This window comes from Bradyrhizobium monzae (assembly GCF_021458635.1).
Lineage (GTDB): Bacteria > Pseudomonadota > Alphaproteobacteria > Rhizobiales > Xanthobacteraceae > Bradyrhizobium.
The window spans coordinates 1579832-1597499 of sequence record NZ_JAIRDQ010000001.1; the positions used below are offsets into that span (position 1 = coordinate 1579832).

At 64.9% G+C, this 17668-nt stretch carries 13 protein-coding genes and 1 pseudogene; 5 read left to right on the forward strand and 9 right to left on the reverse strand.

Translation table 11 applies throughout. The features are described from left to right. Positions 1-5: 5 nt before the first annotated feature. From K3F49_RS07670 to motA, 3 genes are read right to left on the reverse strand one after another with little or no spacing between them, the layout of a single operon-like run. The gene (locus K3F49_RS07670) at positions 6-320 is read right to left on the reverse strand and encodes a hypothetical protein (RefSeq protein WP_234680269.1); all 315 of its coding nucleotides are present in this window, start codon (positions 318-320) and stop codon (positions 6-8) included. Beyond that, positions 301-1242 carry a flagellar motor switch protein FliM gene (locus K3F49_RS07675; protein WP_234680270.1) on the reverse strand — a complete coding sequence of 314 codons (942 nt, stop codon included), beginning with the start codon at positions 1240-1242 and terminating at the stop codon, positions 301-303. The genes K3F49_RS07670 and K3F49_RS07675 overlap by 20 nt, the downstream gene beginning before the upstream one ends. Beyond that, the gene (gene motA, locus K3F49_RS07680; RefSeq protein WP_234680271.1) at positions 1239-2147 is read right to left on the reverse strand and encodes a flagellar motor stator protein MotA; all 909 of its coding nucleotides are present in this window, start codon (positions 2145-2147) and stop codon (positions 1239-1241) included. The genes K3F49_RS07675 and motA overlap by 4 nt, the downstream gene beginning before the upstream one ends. Positions 2148-2289: 142 nt before the next feature. On the opposite strand from motA, the gene K3F49_RS07685 reads away from it, so the two are divergent. From K3F49_RS07685 to K3F49_RS07700, 4 genes are all read left to right on the forward strand, one after another. After that, a complete protein-coding gene (locus tag K3F49_RS07685; protein WP_234680272.1) occupies positions 2290-3081 on the forward strand; it encodes a DUF1217 domain-containing protein in 792 nt (263 codons plus the stop codon). A gap of 3 nt (positions 3082-3084) precedes the next feature. Further along, positions 3085-3813 carry a flagellar basal-body rod protein FlgF gene (gene flgF, locus K3F49_RS07690; protein ID WP_234680273.1) on the forward strand — a complete coding sequence of 243 codons (729 nt, stop codon included), beginning with the start codon at positions 3085-3087 and terminating at the stop codon, positions 3811-3813. A gap of 36 nt (positions 3814-3849) precedes the next feature. After that, complete coding sequence (gene fliI / locus K3F49_RS07695) at positions 3850-5175, forward strand: flagellar protein export ATPase FliI (protein ID WP_234680274.1); 1326 nt, start codon at positions 3850-3852, stop codon at positions 5173-5175. Between the two features lie 849 nt (positions 5176-6024). Continuing rightward, positions 6025-6660: a MarR family winged helix-turn-helix transcriptional regulator gene (locus K3F49_RS07700; protein WP_234680275.1), complete on the forward strand. Its 636-nt coding sequence runs from the start codon at positions 6025-6027 to the stop codon at positions 6658-6660. An 898-nt stretch (positions 6661-7558) separates the two neighbouring features. Here the strand turns inward: K3F49_RS07700 and K3F49_RS07705 are convergent. Then, on the reverse strand, positions 7559-8623 hold the full coding sequence (locus K3F49_RS07705) for a ketopantoate reductase family protein (RefSeq protein WP_234680276.1): 1065 nt from the start codon (positions 8621-8623) through the stop codon (positions 7559-7561). 358 nt (positions 8624-8981) lie between these two features. On the opposite strand from K3F49_RS07705, the gene K3F49_RS07710 reads away from it, so the two are divergent. Continuing rightward, a complete protein-coding gene (locus K3F49_RS07710) occupies positions 8982-10493 on the forward strand; it encodes an ATP-binding protein (RefSeq protein WP_234680277.1) in 1512 nt (503 codons plus the stop codon). Positions 10494-10614: 121 nt separating this feature from the next. On the opposite strand, the pseudogene K3F49_RS07715 reads toward K3F49_RS07710, so the two are convergent. The 5 genes and pseudogenes from K3F49_RS07715 to K3F49_RS07735 all read right to left on the reverse strand — a co-directional run bounded on the left by K3F49_RS07715 (position 10615) and on the right by K3F49_RS07735 (position 17618). Next, positions 10615-12925, reverse strand: a pseudogene (locus tag K3F49_RS07715) (TonB-dependent receptor domain-containing protein). Next, complete coding sequence (locus tag K3F49_RS07720; protein WP_234680278.1) at positions 12897-13961, reverse strand: HoxN/HupN/NixA family nickel/cobalt transporter; 1065 nt, start codon at positions 13959-13961, stop codon at positions 12897-12899. Before K3F49_RS07720 ends, K3F49_RS07715 begins: the two are co-directional and overlap by 29 nt. Before the next feature lie 248 nt (positions 13962-14209). Further along, positions 14210-14950 carry an ABC transporter ATP-binding protein gene (locus tag K3F49_RS07725; RefSeq protein ID WP_234680279.1) on the reverse strand — a complete coding sequence of 247 codons (741 nt, stop codon included), beginning with the start codon at positions 14948-14950 and terminating at the stop codon, positions 14210-14212. Then, positions 14947-15795, reverse strand: coding sequence for an ABC transporter ATP-binding protein (locus K3F49_RS07730; protein ID WP_234680280.1), 849 nt, complete (start codon positions 15793-15795; stop codon positions 14947-14949). The genes K3F49_RS07725 and K3F49_RS07730 overlap by 4 nt, the downstream gene beginning before the upstream one ends. Next, positions 15795-17618, reverse strand: coding sequence for an ABC transporter permease (locus tag K3F49_RS07735; RefSeq protein WP_234680281.1), 1824 nt, complete (start codon positions 17616-17618; stop codon positions 15795-15797). The genes K3F49_RS07730 and K3F49_RS07735 overlap by 1 nt, the downstream gene beginning before the upstream one ends. Between the last annotated feature and the right edge of the window lie 50 nt (positions 17619-17668).

Below are 17668 nucleotides of genomic sequence, written 5' to 3' on the forward strand. Positions count from 1 at the left end.
CGGCCCTAATGCTTGTTGACCTCGGTGCCGTTCGCGGTCGCAGCGGGCTGCAACCCGGTCCGCGCATCGAGCGCCGCAATAACCTCGTGAGCCTGGTCGATCCTGGTGCTCAGCACGTTGGCGAGCCGGCCAAGATTGGCCGTTGAATCATGCGCCGCGGTGATCACGGTATCGAAGGTGCCCGCGGTCTCGTGGACGATGGTCGAGAACTCACCCTGATAGTTGCGCAGCCGCGCCAGCTCGCGGTGCATTCGGGTCACGCGCATGCTGGTGAAGGCCAGCGCGATCAGCAACACGGCATCAACGAGATAGGATATCATCGACGAACTCCCGCTTCTGATCGACGGGATCAGCCACCTGCATGGCGTAGTAGCCATCAAGCTGGCCGATCTGGCACCAGAACAGCACCTGGTTGTTGCTCTCGAGCCGCGCCAGCGAGCGCGGCGTGGCTTCGAGCTCGAGCACCTGTCCGACCTTGAACTTCACGACGTCCTCGAGGGATATCATCTTCTCGTCGAGCACCGCGCTCAGCGTCACCTCGGTGCGGTGAACCTCGCTCTCCATCTGCTCGCGCCAGCGCGGGTCGGCCGCACGACCGTCGCTGACGACGACGTGGGCGAGCTTCTGCCGCAGCGGATTGAGCGCGGAATGCGGGATGATCAGGAACATCTGACCGCCGCGGTAGAGCGCCTGCAACATGATGTTCGCGCAGATCGACATGTTGCCGCTCCGCCCGATCGCCAGCGACGCCATGGCGGTCTCGACCCGCTCGACGCGGAAGGTGACGTTGGAGGTGCCGGCGAACGCGGTTTGCAGCGCCTTGGCGAACCGCTCGAACAGTGCCTGGACGAGACGCATCTCGATGTTCGAGAACGAGCGCTCGACGTCGAGAGGTGGTTCGGCGCCGTCGGAGCCGAACATCGCCTCGACCATGGTGAACACGAAATCGCGGTCGAGCACGATAATGACGCGGGAGTCCCACTGCTCGGCATAGAGTACGGCGGCGACCGCGTTGCCCTCGTAGTCCTTGATGATATCGCCGACGCGGTCGTTGACGATTCCGTTGACCGAGAAGTAGCAGGGCGTTCCGGCTATCGGCTGCAGGCTGTCCGTGCACGATGCCGCCATGCGATCGAAGATCACATTGAGCATCGGCATGCGTTCGATCGAGATGCCGGCCGCGTCCAGCAGGTAGTTCGGCAGCTGCTTCCGTTGATCGATCTCGACGTCTTCCATCGTCATGCGCGTGCAGCCTTGGGTGCGGCCTTGGGTTCAGCCTCGGTCACGACGGCCTTGGGACCTGCAATGGTCTCGTTCTCGACGACGTCGATCGACGGCCGCTCACCGCTCGCGATCATCTTGCGGCCGTGCTCGACCGCGATCTGCGGCATGGCGCCGTTCATGAACGCCAGCAGCGTCTGCTTGACGATGATGTAGGGCCGGCACTTCTTCTCGCGCGTCATTTTGATCTTCAGCGCGAAGGGCGAAATGATGCCGTAGGACAGGAAGATGCCGGCGAAGGTACCGACCAGCGCCGCGCCGATGAAGCCGCCGAGCAGCTTCGGCGACTGATCGAGCGCGCCCATGGCCTTGATGACGCCGAGCACGGCGGCGACGATACCGAGTGCCGGCAGCGCCTCCGACACCGTCACCAGCGCATGGTAGGGCGTCAGCTTGCTCTTCACGATGGTGTGGATCTCCTCATCCATGAGCGCCTCGATCTCGTGCGTGCGCGCATTGCCCATGATGATGAGGCGGACATAGTCACAGATGAACTGAAGCAGCGCCGGATCGGCCAGCACGCTCGGAAACGCCTTGAAAATCTCCGAGGACGAGGGATCGTCGATATGCGCCTCGACCTCGTTGCGGCCCTTGCCGCGGAGCTCGCGCATCAGCGCATGAAGCGCTCCGAGCAGATCGAGATAGTAGCGCTCACCCGGCACCGCGCCGGTGATGGCCTGCATGCAGGCCACCCCGGTATCCACGACCGTCTTCCACGGATTGGCCACGATGAAGGTGCCGACCGCAGTGCCCATGATGATCACGAACTCCCACGGCTGCATGAGCACGGCCAGATGCCCGCCCATGGCGGCAAATCCGCCGAGCAGCGCCGCCACCGTGATGAAAATCCCCACGAAACTGAGCAACCCGCCACTCCATCGCCGATCCCATCGAGAATATCTAGTCGGCCACGCTTGCGCGAAGCTGGCTTCGGCATGGCCAGCCCCGCGCAAGCAATTCGCGGCAGCTTGAGACGATGTCGCAAGAGCGGCCAAAGGGGCGCGTGCCATGCTATCCACGATCGCGGATTACACCAGGCTGACCAAGGACATGGGCAAGTCGCTCACGCAGGTGGCGGATGAACCGGACGTGAGCCGCGATACCGACTACTTTCTGAGCCATATCGGCAATGTGAAGACGATCGACGACTTCCTGGGCGACTATCGGCTCTACGCCTACGCGATGAAGGCCTATGGCCTCAGCGACATGACCTATGCCAAGGCCTTCATGCGCAAGGTGCTGACCGAGGGCGTCTCGGACAAGGACGCCTTCGCCAACAAGCTCAGCGACAGCCGCTACAAGGAATTCGCCACGGCGTTCAATTTCGCTGCCAATGGTGCCAACGCGACCTCGACCACCGCGGCCACGACCGGCACGGCGACCCAATACGTCACGCAGACGATGGAGCAGAACGCGGGCGACCAGAACGAGGGCCTGCGGCTTGCTCTCTACTTCACGCGCAAAGCCGCCTCGATTACGAGCCCCTACCAGATCCTCGCCGACAAGGCCCTGACCCAGGTGGTGCAGACCGCGATGGGCTGGTCGTCGACGATCTCTTCGTCCGACATCGACATGCAGGCCAAGATGATCACGGACAAGATCGATCTCACCGATTTCCAGGACCCGACCAAGGTCACCAAATTCGTGCAGCGTTTCGCGGCGATGTGGGATGCGACCCAGGCCCAGAGCGACACCTCGACCAACCCCGCGCTGGTCCTGATCACCGGCGCATCGACGTCGTCGGCCAGCCTGGATACCAACATGCTCACGACACTTCAGAACATCAAGTTCAACAGGTAAGCCATGCAATCGGCTCTTTATGTGGGATTGTCGGCGCAGGTCGCGCTCGAAAAGCGCCTCCAGACGATCGCCAACAACGTCGCCAACGTCAACACGTCCGGCTTTCGCACCGACGTGGTGAAATTCGAGACGGTGTTGTCCAAGGCCGCCGCGAACCCGGTCGCGTTCTCCTCGCCCGGCGAAAACATCATCTCGCGCGAGCAAGGGAGCATCACCGAGACCGGCAACCCGCTCGACGTCGCCGTGGTCGGACAAGGCTGGATCGCCTTCGCCGGCCCCAACGGCACGGTCTACACCCGCGACGGCCGGCTCCAGCTCGCCGCCAACGGCGACCTTCAGACGGTGTCGGGCTTCCCCATCATCGATTCCGGCGGTGCGCAGATCTCGCTCGACCCGAACGGCGGCCCCGTCTCGATCTCGCGCAGCGGCACGATCACCCAGGACAACAACGAGATCGGCAGCATCGGCCTGTTCAACATTCCCGCCGATGCCAATCTCGATCGCTACGGCAATTCCGGCGTCACGCCCGACCGTCCTGCGACCGCCATCGGCGATTTCAGCCGGGACGGCTTCAAGCAGGGCTATGTCGAGGGCTCCAGCGCCAACCCGATGATGGAATTGACCAAGCTGATGTCGGCCTCACGCGCCTTCGACAGCACGAACTCGCTGATCGAGGGCACCGAGAGCACGCTCAGCAACGCAATCCGGACGCTGGGCGATCCGAGTAAGTAGGCTGCGCGTCGCGCGTAATTGGGGTGGACGGTTTCCTTGAACGCTCTTCGTCAACTTGAGTGGGCGCTGCTCGAGCTCCAGCAGAGTACGCCGCTGGCAAGCATCAGCGGTGCGATCTCCGAGATCGCGCCGACGCATTTCCGCGTCTCCGGCCTGTCACGCGCCGTCAAGCTCGGCGAGCTGATCGGCGTCAATTCCGGGGGCAAGCCCCAGATCGGCGAGGTGGTGCGGATCGACAGCGACGGCATCGTCGCAAAGCCGTTCGACCGGCAATTCGCCGGCGGGCTCGGCTCGGTCGCCTACCGCATGCCGGCATTGTCGTTCGCGCCGGATCCGAGCTGGAAGGGCCGTGTCATCAACGCGCTCGGCGCCCCGCTGGACGGAATGGGCCCGCTCACCCCGGGATCGCGTGCGGTCTCGGCGGAGACCGAAGCGCCGCCGGCGATGAAGCGGGCGCGCGTCCACAAGCCGCTACGCACCGGCGTCCGTGTCATCGACCTGTTTGCGCCGATCTGTGCCGGCCAGCGCGTCGGCATCTTTGCCGGCTCCGGCGTCGGCAAATCGACGCTGCTCGCGATGCTCGCCCGCAGCCAGGGTTTTGACACCGTCGTGCTGGCGCTGGTCGGCGAGCGCGGCCGCGAGGTGCGCGAATTCATCGAGGACGTGCTCGGCAACGACCGCAACCGCTCCGTCACCATCGTATCGACCGGTGATGAAAGCCCGATGATGCGGCGGCTGGCGCCGAAGACCGCAATGGCCGTGGCCGAATATTTCCGCGACCGCGGCGAATCGGTGCTGCTCGTGGTCGATTCGATCACCCGCTTCGCCCACGCCGCCCGCGAGGTCGCGCTGGCGGCCGGCGAGCCCGCGGTAGCCCGCGGCTACGCTCCGACGGTATTCACCGACCTGCCCCGCCTGCTGGAGCGAGCCGGGCCCGGCGAGGAGGGCTCCGGGACCATTACCGGCATATTCTCCGTGCTGGTCGACGGCGACGACCACAACGAGCCGATCGCCGACACCATCCGCAGCACACTGGATGGGCATATCGTGCTCTCCAGGCACATTGCCGACCAGGCGCGCTATCCTGCCGTCGACGTGCTGGCCTCGGTCTCCCGCCTCGCCCACAACGTCTGGGATCCCGAGGAGCGCGAATTGGTGAGCAAATTGCGCACCCTGATCGCCAAATACGAGGACACCCGAGACCTTCGCCTGATGGGCGGATATCAATCGGGACGTGATTCGGGGCTCGACCAGGCGGTCGACATGGTCCCGCGAATCTACAACGCCATGCGACAGGACGTCTCTGCTGCGCCGAGCGCCGATCCGTTCCGCGAGCTCAGGGACATGCTCAAGAGCGACTAGCGGCGCAAGCTACTGCCTGGGCGCGACCAGCACCGGGCATATTGCCCTCGATACGCGCATGTCGTGGCACAAACTGCATAGGCGTTTGTCCGACAATGCTGGCCGCACGAGTCTCAACCATTTGGATGAGACGATCAGCATGGTCGTGGAAAACGACGTGCGGATGATACGCCAGGCACGACGTCATAACAACCGCCACGTGTAATCCCCGCGAGTTCCCCCGATGCCGTTCTGGCGATTCCAGAAGCAGATCACGGAAGTTGTGGATGATTTGCGTGGTGCACAGCGCCTGTCGTGCACAAGCTTCGATCAACTTGCATCGACGACGGACAGCAATATCCGTGCAATCAAACCGTCGTAGAACGGCATGCATCTAGCCCGTTAGACTACGTATTGCGTTCACTATCATGTGTCCTGAACAGCTAGATTGTCTTGAACGTTACATCCGTCTGCAACGACATCCGTGCGCAACGAGTGTCTCTACTTGATTTTGTTGAGAAGCTCATTCATCGTTTCGGGGAACATAAGAAACGTCTGCGTGTGACTTGAACTCAGGGGCTTCGGTTGTACAACTCCGATCCATCGTCCGGCGGTGACGGCAGCTCGGGCTTGCGTTTGACGACCCGGCAGTTGGCAGGCCATCGGCAGCAGCGTTTCTCGCGCAGTATCCTGCGACGCCCATCAGTCCAAATCATGTGCCGTGCAGTCCAAGGCTTCGCGCTGAAGCCGGTCACGACGCACGCATCGGACGTTGGCGGGCAACAGGATTCTCGCGAGACATTCGTGCGCCGTGATGCAAAGCGGCTTCGGGGCGCCGCACACGCGATTCCCGGGGCGAGGTAGGAATTTATGCCGTTGGCACGCGAAGCCGTCGAGCTGCTGGTTCAGGCGGCCAGAGCCTGGTATTTTGAAGGCAATCAACACGGGTTGCGCGATCGGGAATGGATGGCGTTGCGCTTTCTCGGCCGCGCCAATCGATTCTCGCGCACACCATCCGCGCTCGCCGGCTTCATCGGCGCGACCCGGGCGACCGCGTCGCAGATCGTGAAGACGCTGGAGAGCAAATCCTTCCTGGTGCGCAAACCGTCGCAGGAAGACAAGCGTTCTGTCGTGCTGCACGTCACGACGCAGGGTGAGAAATGGCTGAGCCAGCACGATCCGATCAATCACGTCGTCAACGCGGTCAGAGGCCTCGAGACCGACGACCGCATCCAGCTGCGCGACTCGCTCCGCGAGGTTCTCAATCATCTCGACGCAGCCCATCAGCGGCTCGATGCCAGCGTCTGCCGCGATTGCATGTTCCTGGCCGAGCGCAGCCCCAGCACGGGCAAAGGACGCGCCACCGCCGAATTCATGTGCCGTTTGTATCGTGCGCCCGTCTCGCTCGAGGAGACGGAGCTGCTCTGCACCAGCTTCGAGCGCACCCGTGACCGCCCCAAGATCGAGGAGCATCTCGATCGCGCGCGTGTGGCAAGCCAGAGTTGAGGGTGTTGCGTGCCGCGTGAGCGGTGTTGTGCGCAGCCGCTTCCCCATTGGGAGCGTCATCGCACAGTGCCGTAGGGTGTGTGGCAAGCAGCCTCCCCGATCTCGTCATTGCGAGCGCAGCGAAGCAATCCAGAATCCCTCCGCGGAAAGACTCTGGATTGCTTCGCTGCGCTCGCAATGACGGAGTATGAAGCGACGACTTCGCTCTTCCGGTTCGCATTTCGAATCTCAGACACGCCTTCTCATCCTCGCGACGCATTTCGCCCGAGCTTTGCTTGGTCACTCCACCCTCTTGTCCAAGAGGGCGCAGGGAAGGCCGGGTGCCGGCGGCACCCGCGGTCCGCTGCGCGAAAATGTAGCGCAGGAAAACCGCACAGCAGCATACAGGCGAAGCCTAACACACGGCCTTCCCTGCGCGGTGGGTTGACGGCTTATGCCGTGCTCTCCCGGGAGCCGAATTCCTTCTGGCCTCCCTCGCCTCGCAGATTCGCGATGCGGTTGACCCGGTTGGGCGCTCCACACCTCCGCGACAAGCTTGACCGTAGCGACGACGGTCGGGACCACACGGTTTTGCCGTACGCGCGTCCGCCCGATGCCAAAGGGTCTCGCAGCAGTGTGCACACGCGCCGCAAGAATGTTGGCGAGACGAACTTCACAGCGCCGCTCATCCACACGCGGTTTCGGGCTCACAGGGACTACCCGCCCTGCCCGCACCCCTCGTGCCGACGCTGCCGCGTCCACCGCAAGCCCGGCTCTCGATCAGTGACGACGTACGATCGCCCCTCCAGGTCGAGCCGGGATGCGCAACACATACGCCAATTCCGAATTTCGGTAAAGTGGAATATTTTTACCGGCGCGGATTGACAGCCCCTGCAGGTGTTTCGCCCGTCGGGCGCCGTTACTGCGCGCCCGATCCGCCCTGCACGATCTTTTCGTTCAGCTTCTGGTCGACGGTATCGACGGTGCGGTCGATCTCGGCGTTGGGTGTGCCGATCTGATGCGAGATCAGCTTCACCAGAAGGTCGACGCGCTCGATGAACGGCGCGCCGCCGGCCACGGCCCGCGCCGCCGACGACGGCTTGAGCAGGCTTTCGGCGGCCTTGGCGTATTTCGCAAACGGCACCTGGTCCTGCGGATCGGCGCCGAGGCGGCGCGCGATGGCGTCGACATGGTCGTAGATCGTCTGCGAGCGCGCGAGATCGCCGTGCACGGCGTCGCGGATCGACTGCGGCTCTTGCGGCGTGATGCAGCGATAGTTGCCGGTGAGCAGCATCGACCATTTCGCCAGCGGCACGAACAGCGAGTCAAACACCTTCAGCTTCACCGGCACGTCATGACCGTCGAGCGTCACCGCGTCGATATCGGCCTCGAGCTCGCGCAGCACCTTGTTGTGCTTGTCGTCGGCGAAAGCCGAGGCCTTGAAATTCGTGGGCAGGCCGACATGCAGCACGTTCGCCGCCTCTTCCGGCGGACGGAACGCCTGCGGATCGGGCGAGCACAGCGTCACCAACCCGGGCTCGAACCGCTCCCACACCTGCGCATTGGTGTAGGCCTCCTCGAGATCCATGTCGGCGAGCGCCGGAATGCGTTTGAGATAAGGCAGCGGCGGCATGTTCATGATCGAGAGGCACGGCAGCTTCGCCGCGGCGATCTTGACCATGAGCAAGCGGACGGTGTGGTTGGTGTATTGCGGCTCCTGCATCGCAAGACCGACAAGGTCATACCGCGAGACGTCGACATTCTGCGGCGTTATCGCGTCGAGCTTGCCGGGCAGATCGCGCGAGAAGATCGCGCGGTGCACCGCCTCGTCGCGCAGCTTGATGCGCACCTCGGTCCCGTCGCGGTTGATCAGCTCCGCGGTCTTGGCGCGGCAGACCAGGGTCACGTTGTGCCCGGCCATCAGCAGCTTGGTGCCCAGCAGAGAGCCGTAGGAAGCTCCGAGAATCAGAACGTTGCGCGCCATGGTTTCGTCCCCTCGACAATGTGTGTGATTTTTTGAGCCCCGGCTGTCGCGGGTGCGTTGCAGCATTTAAGGCAAACCGGCCCGGGATGGCAACTGGGATAATGCATACAAGGCAACGCCGAATTTTCCGTCTCCCGGACGGACCGGCGGCTCGCTTCCGCTGAAGCGGCTGCGGCTTTACCGAAAGCAAGGCGCCCTCAACGAGTCGCCCCTCGGGCCGCCCCGCGCTTCTACGACTTTCAAATCTCGGCTGAAATTCCGCCGTGGGCAACGCGGCGTGTTCCGTCCTGTTTCGCTCGACGCGTCCCGATCCGATTGATAAGCCCCTGTCCGCGAATGGAAGGGCCTGAGTCGGGACATGACGGTTGCGATCGAGATGGGGCTGACCACGGCCGGCGCCGCGGCGGCCATGGACCTCGAGGAACTCCTGGCGACCCGTCTCCTGGTGCAGGGCAATTCCGGCTCCGGCAAGTCGCATCTGTTGCGGCGCCTGCTCGAGCAGAGCGCGCCCTGGGTGCAGCAGGCCATCATCGACCCCGAAGGCGATTTCGTCACGCTGGCCGGGCGCTTCGGCCATCTGGTGATCGAGGCCGAGGATCACACCGAGCGCGGCCTGCAGGTCGCGGGCGAACGCGCCCGGCTGCACCGGGTCTCCACCGTGCTCAATCTCGAAGGGCTGGATGCCGAGAACCAGATGCGGCGCGCGGCTGCCTTCCTCGGTGGCCTGTTCGACGTCGAGCGCGACCACTGGTACCCGATGCTGGTGGTCGTCGACGAGGCGCAGCTGTTTGCGCCGGCGGTCGCCGGCGAGGTCTCGGATGAAGCGCGAAAACTCTCGCTCGGCGCCATGACCAATCTGATGTGCCGCGGCCGCAAGCGCGGGCTCGCCGGCATCATCGCGACGCAACGTTTGGCAAAGCTCGCCAAGAACGTCGCCGCCGAAGCCTCGAACTTCCTGATGGGCCGGACATTCCTCGACATCGACATGGCGCGCGCCGCGGACCTGCTCGGCATGGAGCGGCGGCAGGCGGAAGCCTTTCGCGATCTCGAACGCGGACAGTTCATGGCGCTTGGACCTGCGCTGTCGCGCCGTCCGCTGCGGCTGAACATCGGCCCGACCGACACCTCCCCGCGCAACTCGACGCCGCGGCTGATGCCGATGCCGGAAGCGGCGCTGGAGGACGCGCGCGCCGTGATCCTGGCAGCGCCGCCGCTGGAGGCAACGCGCGCACAGCGCCGGCCGGCGCCGGACCTGCTCGAGCAGCTCCGCGCGGCAAAGGCAGCAGCGCCCGAGGTCAGCCCCGAGGTGGTCGAGGTGCCCGTCAGTGCCGAAGAGCTCGCCGAGCGGCGCGAGCGCGTGGATCGGACGCTGCGCGCCGTGCTGGCCGCGCCCGATGCCGGCTTCCGCGCCATCGGCGTGCTTTACCAGGAATTCGTGGTCCGCTGCCGCATCGAGGGCCTCGGCGCCGCCGTGCCTGACCTCGGCGAATTCCGCCGCATGCTGACGCATGCACGCGCAGGCCTCGGCACAGACATCGCCGAGGACGAGGCCTGGCAGGAGGTGACGCTGCGCGCCTCGATCCTGCCCGACGACATGCAGGGCGTGTTCATGATGATCGCGCGCGCCGCCAAGGAAGGCTGGCCCTGCCCCGGCGATGCCGCGATCGCCCGCGCCTATGGCTCGCATTCGCTGCGCCGGGCCCAGCGCCTGCTCGGCTATATGGAGGAGCAGGGCCTGATCGTCGTCCAGCTCGACGGCGGCGGACGCAGGTTCGTGACGCTGGTGGAATTGGCCTGGGCGACGGCGCCGGGCGATCCCAATCGCGACGATTTACCGGTGGAGACGGTGCAGAGCGCGGCGTCGGCCTAACTTACATTGCAAGCTACGACAGAAGCCGTCATGCCCGGGCTTGTCCCGGGCATCCACGTTCTTGGTCACGCGCTGAAGGGCCTGGATGGCCGGGACAAGCCCGGGCATGACGATGTGGCAATCAAAACGCCCCGGCCACTGTCAGCCGAAACGTCAGCGGCTCGACCGGGTGCAGCACGTAGTCCATCACGCCGTTCTGGCAGACCGGGGTCGGCGCGACACCGCCGGCGCAGAGATTATAGAGCGTGTCGGTCTTGAGCAGCGAACCATAGGCGTAGGTGATCTGGTTTGCCTGCGTGTCGAACAGATTGAGCACGTCGAGCTGGATGCGCCAGCCATTGTCGGCGCGATAGCCGAGGCGGCCATTGAAGATGCTGGTCGCTGACGAGCGAAACGCATTGTCCTCCGTCAGCGGGCTCGCCGCCAGATAGCGCCAGCGCACACCACCGAACCAGCCGGTCTTCTCGCCGAGCGTGATGCCGGCGGAGGCCACCATCGACGGCGCGTTCGGAATGTAATTGCCGGGCGCGTTGCCGATCTGCGCCTCGGGATAGCCGGCGAGCGAGGCATAGACCGCCGCCTGGTCGAAATCATAGCCGCGGAAGCGCGCATGCGTCATGGCGAGATCGGCATCGATGTCGATCCAGGAGCGCGGGCGATAGTGGTTTGTCCACTCAAAGCCGTAGCGGCGGCCGGCGCGTGTCGCCTCGGTATCGCCGGCGTCACCCGAAAACAGGATCTCAGAATCCTGGTCGAGGATGAAGACGCTAAATGACGAGTCGAGGCCGGGAATGACTTTGCTGCGAACGCCGACCTCGGCGCCGCGGGTGCGCACCAAGAGCGGAGATTGCGAGAGCCTTGTGGCGGGATCGCTAGGGACTTCCGTCGTGGTCGCGCCACGGGCGTCGTTGGAGTGCATGCCGTAGCCAGCGCCAAGGAAGAATTCGGTCTGGTTGAACGGGCCGAGCACCATCCTGAATTTGGGGCTTCCGAGCGAGGCATCGACGTGCCCGGAATTGTTGGAATTGAACAGTGAGGTGACGTCAGCGTTATAATAATCACCGCGCCAGCCGACCGTGGTCCGGAGCCAGTCGGTCCAGCGCACGGTGTTTTCCGCATAGATGCCGACGCTGCCCTCACCCACCTTGTCACTGCGGACGCTGGACAGGAAGCTGCGCTGGAACGTGTTGGAGAGCGCGAGATCGATCGCGTCATTGCATGCCGAAGGTCGTCTGCATCGGCAGGCCCGCGAACGAGCCGTTCAGCGTGCGCGAAATATTCGCGCCGGCCATCAGGCGGTCGTCGTGCTGACGAAACTGGTCGCCGAGCACGGAATCATTTAGGAAGTAGGTGAAATTATTGAAGAGATCGAGCTGGCTCTTCACGACAAAGGCGTTGGCCTTCCAGGAGCCGAGATCGTCGCTCTGCGCGACGCGGCCTGACAGGGCGAAGCGATTGGTGTCGCCGCCGTCGCTTGGATCCTCCGAGCCGAAGCGGTCGAGAAAACCGCTGGTGATCGCGCGCTGCGGCACCTGGTCTGTCGAATTCCACGTGTTGGCATAGGCCATGCCAGTGACGGAGACGCCGTCGGTTGCAGTGCCCTGGCTGTAGCGCAGGAGGCCGTTGAGCTTCTTCACATCGTCCGGATTTACCCACGGGCCGTTATAGGTGCTGATCTCGCCGGCCACGAGCAGCGAACCGTCACCGACCTTGGCGGAATCCATGCCGAGCAGGCGGCGATAGCCAAAACTGCCGACCGTTACTTGCGCGAGGCCCTTTTCGGTGCGATCGATCAGGTCAATATGGATACTGCCGACCGAGGCGAAATCGCCTTCCTCGGCGAAATATGGCCCCTTGCGCACATCCATCGCGCTGATCGTCTCGGGGATCAGCCAGTTCAGGTCGGCATAGCCCTGGCCATGCGCATGGGTGCGCATGTTGACGGGGACGTCGTCGACGGTGATGGCGAGATCGGTGCCGTGATCGAGATTGTAGCCGCGCAGAAAATACTGGTTGGCTTTGCCCTCGCCGGAGTGCTGGGTGACGATCAGCCCCGGCACGGCCTCGAGCGCCTCGCCGGGCCGCGTGAAGGTGCGCGCATTGAGCGCCTCGCCGGAGATTGTGAACTCGCTCGCCATGCTCGGCGCACTCTTGGCGCCGGAGGCAACGCTCGTGGCGTCTGTTCCCGGAGCTGGCACCGGCTGGGCAACGACGGGACGCCTCGCCGCGGCAGGTCCGACGGGGCGTCGCGTCGTGGATGGCTTTTTGTGATGCGGCGTCTCGCCGCCGCTGACCTCGACGGGCGGCAGCTCATGCGGCGCACCGCTGCTCTGCGCGAAGGCGTCATCCGCTACAAGGACGAAGGCCGGGAGTGCCGCGAGAACGGCGCAACGACGGCCGGACTCAGGCCACCTCGGTCGCATCGAGACCATCCGGCGTGGCGCCGCGCCCGTCTGCGAACATGCGGCGGTAGATCAAGCTCGAGACGAGCCAGGCGATCACAAACAGCGCGATCACCGCGAAGCCGACATTGGCGAGCGAGTCGTTGAGGGCGTCGACCAGCGCCCACACGCCGCCGTTAAGGCCAAGTCGGTCGGAGATCAGGCCAAGCGCCTCGATGCCGCCGATGAACAGCGCAACCGCGACGGAGGCACCCGTGATGGTGAGGTTGTACCAAAGCTTTCGCATGGGATCGACGAAGGCCCAGCGATAGGCGCTCACCATCAGCGTTGAATCGGCGGTGTCCACCAGCGCCATGCCTGAAGCGAACAGAGCCGGGAAGACCAGGATGTCGGCGAGCGATGCGCCGCGCGCGGCTTCGGTGGCGGAGATGCTGAGCAGGCCGATCTCGGTCGCGGTGTCGAAACCGAGGCCGAACAGCAATCCGAGCGGAAACATGTGCCAGGGTTTTGTCACCAGCCGAAACATCGGGCCGAGCAGGCGCGCGAGAAAGCCGCGATTGGCAAGCAGCGCGTCGAGCCCTTCGGCGTCATGAACTCCCCGCTCCCGGGCCGCTCGAAATGTCCGCCACAAGCCGGCGAAGATGGCGAGGTTGATGGCGGCGATCACCAGCAAAAACAGCGCCGACACCGAGGTGCCGATCAACCCACCGATATCCCTGAGCAGGCTGTCGCCGCCGAGGCTGACCACGCCGAGCGCGAGCAGCATGGTCGCGATCACGACCACCGTGGAATGGCCAAGCGCGAAATAGAGACCGACGCTGCGCGGCGTATCGCCCGCCTGCATCAGCTTGCGCACGACATTGTCGATGGCCGCGATATGGTCGGCGTCGACCGCGTGGCGCAGGCCGAACACCCAGGCGAGCAGCGTGGTCGCCATCACTGCAGGTCGATCGCCGAACGCCGCGAAAGCCCAGGCCCATGCGACGACATTGGCGACGACGAGCCCGCCGAACAGCAGCACCGTTCCGGGCTCGACCGCCCGCAAAGACCTCGTCACGAAACTCATTCCGCCGCGCCTCGTTGCGTCAACGGTATGATCTTTTCACAGAATTATCATACGGACCAGCCCCGGCTGCTGCCCAATGATCGCATATGCGAAATTGCAGGAGGTCGTCATGCCCGGGCTTGTCCCGCCTGCGCGGCCGAAGCCGCTTCGGCGAGGCGAAGGCCCGGGCATCCACGCTCTTCGTGCCCGCAGCAAGACGTGGATGGCCGGGTCAAGCCCGGCCATGACGCCGTGGAGACAGCAGCGCCTTACGCCGCCTCGGAGCCGCCGAGATAGGCGTCGCGCACGCGGGGGTCGTCCTTCAGCGTCCGCGCCGAGCCGGAGAGCACGATCTTGCCGGTCTGCAGCACATAGGCCTCGTGCGCGATCTCGAGCGCGAGGCTGGCGTTCTGCTCGACCATGAAGACCGAGACGCCTTCCTGGTTGATGGTGCGGATCAGCTCCAGCACGCGGTCGACATAGAGCGGTGACAGGCCCATGGTCGGCTCGTCCATCACGATCATCCTGGGCCGGCTCATCAGCGCGCGCGCCATCGCCACCATCTGCTGCTCGCCGCCGGACAGGGAGCCCGCGCGCTGCGACAGCCGCTGCCCGAGCTTCGGGAACAGCGTCAGCATCTTGTCGAGATCCTGCGCCACCGCATCGCGGTCGTTGCGCACGAAGGCACCCATCAAAATGTTCTCGCGGACGCTCATGTCGGCGAACAGCCGTCGCGCCTCCGGCACCGAGGCGATGCCGCGGCGGACGATCTGCGGCGTGGTGAGCCCGATCAGCGAGGCGCCGTCGAACGTCACTTCGCCTGAGCGCGGCTTTACCAGGCCAAGGATGATCTTCATCGTCGTTGATTTGCCGCTGGCATTACCGCCGAGCAGGCAGACGATGTGGCCGCGACCGACTGATATGGACAGGTCGAAATGCACCTGGGCCTGCCCGTAAAACGTGTTGACGTCAGTCAGCACCAGCAGCGGTTCGGGTGCGCCCGTGGTCATGCCGCGCTCTCCTGCTCTGCCGTCCCCGACAGGCCGTGGCCGAGATAGGCCTCGATCACCTTGGGATCGTTGCGCACCTCTTCGCCCGGCCCTTCCGCAATCTTCTGGCCCTCGTCCATGACGATGACGCGATCCGAGAGCCGCATCACCATCTCCAGCTTGTGCTCGATCAGGAGGATGGTCAGCCCCTCCGCCTTCAGCTCGGCAACGAGTGCCTGCATCTCCGCGGTCTCGCTCGGGTTCATGCCGGCGGTCGGCTCGTCCAGCAGCAGGAGGCGCGGCTTCAGCGCCAGCGCGCGGGCGATCTCGACGCGGCGGCGGTTGGCGTAAGAGAGGCTGTAGGCCGGCTGGTCGATCCGCGGCAGCAACCGCTCGCCGAAGCGGGCGAGAATGGCTTTGACCTCTTCGCGCAGCCGCTCTTCCTCAGCCTTGACGCTGGAAGGGCGCAGCAGCGCCAATCCCAATTCCAGGAGCGGGCCGATCACCGGCACCGCCGGCTTCACCGCGCGCAAGCGTGTGTGGGCGCCGATCAGGACGTTGTCCATCACGCTGAGATTGCCGAAGACGCGGCCGAGCTGGAACGTGCGCGCGATGCCGCGGCCAGCCAGCCGTTCCGGCGAGAGGCCGGTGATGTCCTGTCCCTCGAAGCGAACCTCGCCCGCATCCGGCCGGTCGAGCCCGGTCACGAGATTGAACAGCGTGGTCTTGCCGGCGCCGTTCGGCCCGATGATGCTGACGAGCCCGCCCTTGGCGAGGTCGAGATCGATGCCGTCGACGGCCGTCAGCCCGCCAAAGCGGCGGGTCAAGCCGCGCAGGGACAACAGCGGTGCATGCGCCTCCGCCATCAGATCGTCCCCAACAGGCCCTGCGGCCTGAACCGCACGAGCAACAAGAGGACGATGCCGTAGATCAGGATGCGGTACTCCGCCGCGATCCGGAAGACTTCCGGCAGGCCAACCAGCGCGACCGCTCCGACGATAGCGCCGACGACGTTGCCCAAGCCGCCGAGGATCACGACCGTGAGCGCCAGAATGGATTGCTGCGTGTTGAAGGTCTCGTGGTTGATGTAGGAATATAGATGCGCCGCGATACCGCCGCTGACGCCGGCTGCGAACCCGCCGAAGATGAAGGCGAGCGATTTGTAGCGGTTCAGGCTGAGCCCATAGGCGCGCGCGGCGACGTCATCGTCGCGGATGGCGCGAAAGCTGCGGCCGAGATGCGATGAGAGCAAGCGCGCCTGGAGCAGCGCCAGCACGACCATCACGGCAAAGCTGAACCAGTACACCGAAGTGGGACTGATCAGATCGTAGCCGAACAGCGACAGCGGCGGGATGCCGGAGATGCCGATCGGGCCGCGTGTGACGCTTTCCCAGTTCAGGATCACCAGCGACACGATCTCGCCGATGGCGAGCGTCGCGATCGAGACGTAATGCCCGCGCAGCCGGAACGACGGCGAGATCAGGATCGTGCCGAGCGCGGCGCTCATCAGGCCGCCGGCGATGATGGCGAGACCGACGGGAACGGAGAGCGTCAGCGACAGCAGCGCCGACGTATAGGCGCCGATCGCGAGCAGCGCGGCGTGCCCCAGCGAGACCTGGCCGATCGTGCCGGCAACCAGCGTGAGGCTGAGCGCCAGCATGCCGAGCAGCCAGGCGTTGATCAAGGTCTGCAGCACGTAGAAGGACACCGGCAACAGCGGCAGGATCGCAAACACAGCCGCCGCGACCAGCAACGCCCAGCGCGGAATGCGCACCGGCCGGCTCGGCGCGATGAATGTGCCGGTGAGCGGCTCCGGCGGCGCCTGCCGGGCGCTGGCAAATAGCCCGTTCGGCCGCAGCACCAGCACGACGACCAGCAGCAGGAAGGCGAACAGATTGCGGTAGCTGGTGCCGAACACGGCGACGCCGTAGCTCTCGACCAATCCCAATAGCAGGCTGCCGACCACGGCACCGGGCACGTTGCCGGCGCCACCGACGACTTCCGCGACGACGCCCTTGAGCGTCGCCTGCAGGCTCATCGCGGTATCGATCTGGTTGTAGTACATGCCGACCAGCAGGCCGGAGACGCCACCGAGCGCGGCCGCAATGCCGAATACCGCCTGATTGACCCGGTTGACATCGACGCCCATCTGCATCGCGGCGTCGCGGTCCTGCGAGGCCGCGCGCACCGCCCAGCCGAGCTTGCTGTAGCGCAGGAACACGAACAGCAGCACCGCGCTGGAGATGCCGACACCAGCGATGAGGAGATCGAGCGGGCCGATCGTGCCGCCACCGACCTGGAAACGCACATCCGGCAGCTGGCTCGGCAGCGCGCGCGGATTGGGCGAGAAGGTCAGCATCACCAGCTGATCGAGCACGAAGCTGATGCCGATCGTCGCCAGCAGCGGCGCGATGCGCACGGAGTTCTGTAAGGGCCGCAGGCCGAACCGCTCGATGATCAGCCCGACCAGCGCCGCCACCACCGCGACGAAGATGATGGTCAGCGGCAACGGCGTGTGCAGCTGCACCACCGCGACCCAGCCGATATAGGCGCCGACGAGATAGATCGATCCTTGCGCAAAGTTGATCAGCCGGCTGACGCCGAAGATCAGCGCGAGCCCGACTGCCACGAGGGCGTAGACATTGCCGACGATCAGCCCGTTGATGGTGTAGTCGAGCCAGGAAGACACGCGATAGTCCCAATCAGAGAAAAGCGGCCGAGACTGGAGCCCCGGCCATC

What these genes read in the sequence shown, in the direction of transcription:
- K3F49_RS07700 (WP_234680275.1), top strand. Translation starts at nt 6,025, where the DNA reads ATGCCGTTGGCACGCGAAGCCGTCGAGCTGCTGGTTCAGGCGGCCAGA.
- K3F49_RS07710 (WP_234680277.1), top strand. Translation starts at nt 8,982, where the DNA reads ATGACGGTTGCGATCGAGATGGGGCTGACCACGGCCGGCGCCGCGGCG.
- K3F49_RS07720 (WP_234680278.1), bottom strand. Translation starts at nt 13,961, where the DNA reads ATGAGTTTCGTGACGAGGTCTTTGCGGGCGGTCGAGCCCGGAACGGTG.
- K3F49_RS07675 (WP_234680270.1), bottom strand. Translation starts at nt 1,242, where the DNA reads ATGACGATGGAAGACGTCGAGATCGATCAACGGAAGCAGCTGCCGAAC.
- K3F49_RS07685 (WP_234680272.1), top strand. Translation starts at nt 2,290, where the DNA reads ATGCTATCCACGATCGCGGATTACACCAGGCTGACCAAGGACATGGGC.
- flgF (WP_234680273.1), top strand. Translation starts at nt 3,085, where the DNA reads ATGCAATCGGCTCTTTATGTGGGATTGTCGGCGCAGGTCGCGCTCGAA.
- K3F49_RS07670 (WP_234680269.1), bottom strand. Translation starts at nt 320, where the DNA reads ATGATATCCTATCTCGTTGATGCCGTGTTGCTGATCGCGCTGGCCTTC.
- K3F49_RS07725 (WP_234680279.1), bottom strand. Translation starts at nt 14,950, where the DNA reads ATGACCACGGGCGCACCCGAACCGCTGCTGGTGCTGACTGACGTCAAC.
- K3F49_RS07730 (WP_234680280.1), bottom strand. Translation starts at nt 15,795, where the DNA reads ATGGCGGAGGCGCATGCACCGCTGTTGTCCCTGCGCGGCTTGACCCGC.
- K3F49_RS07705 (WP_234680276.1), bottom strand. Translation starts at nt 8,623, where the DNA reads ATGGCGCGCAACGTTCTGATTCTCGGAGCTTCCTACGGCTCTCTGCTG.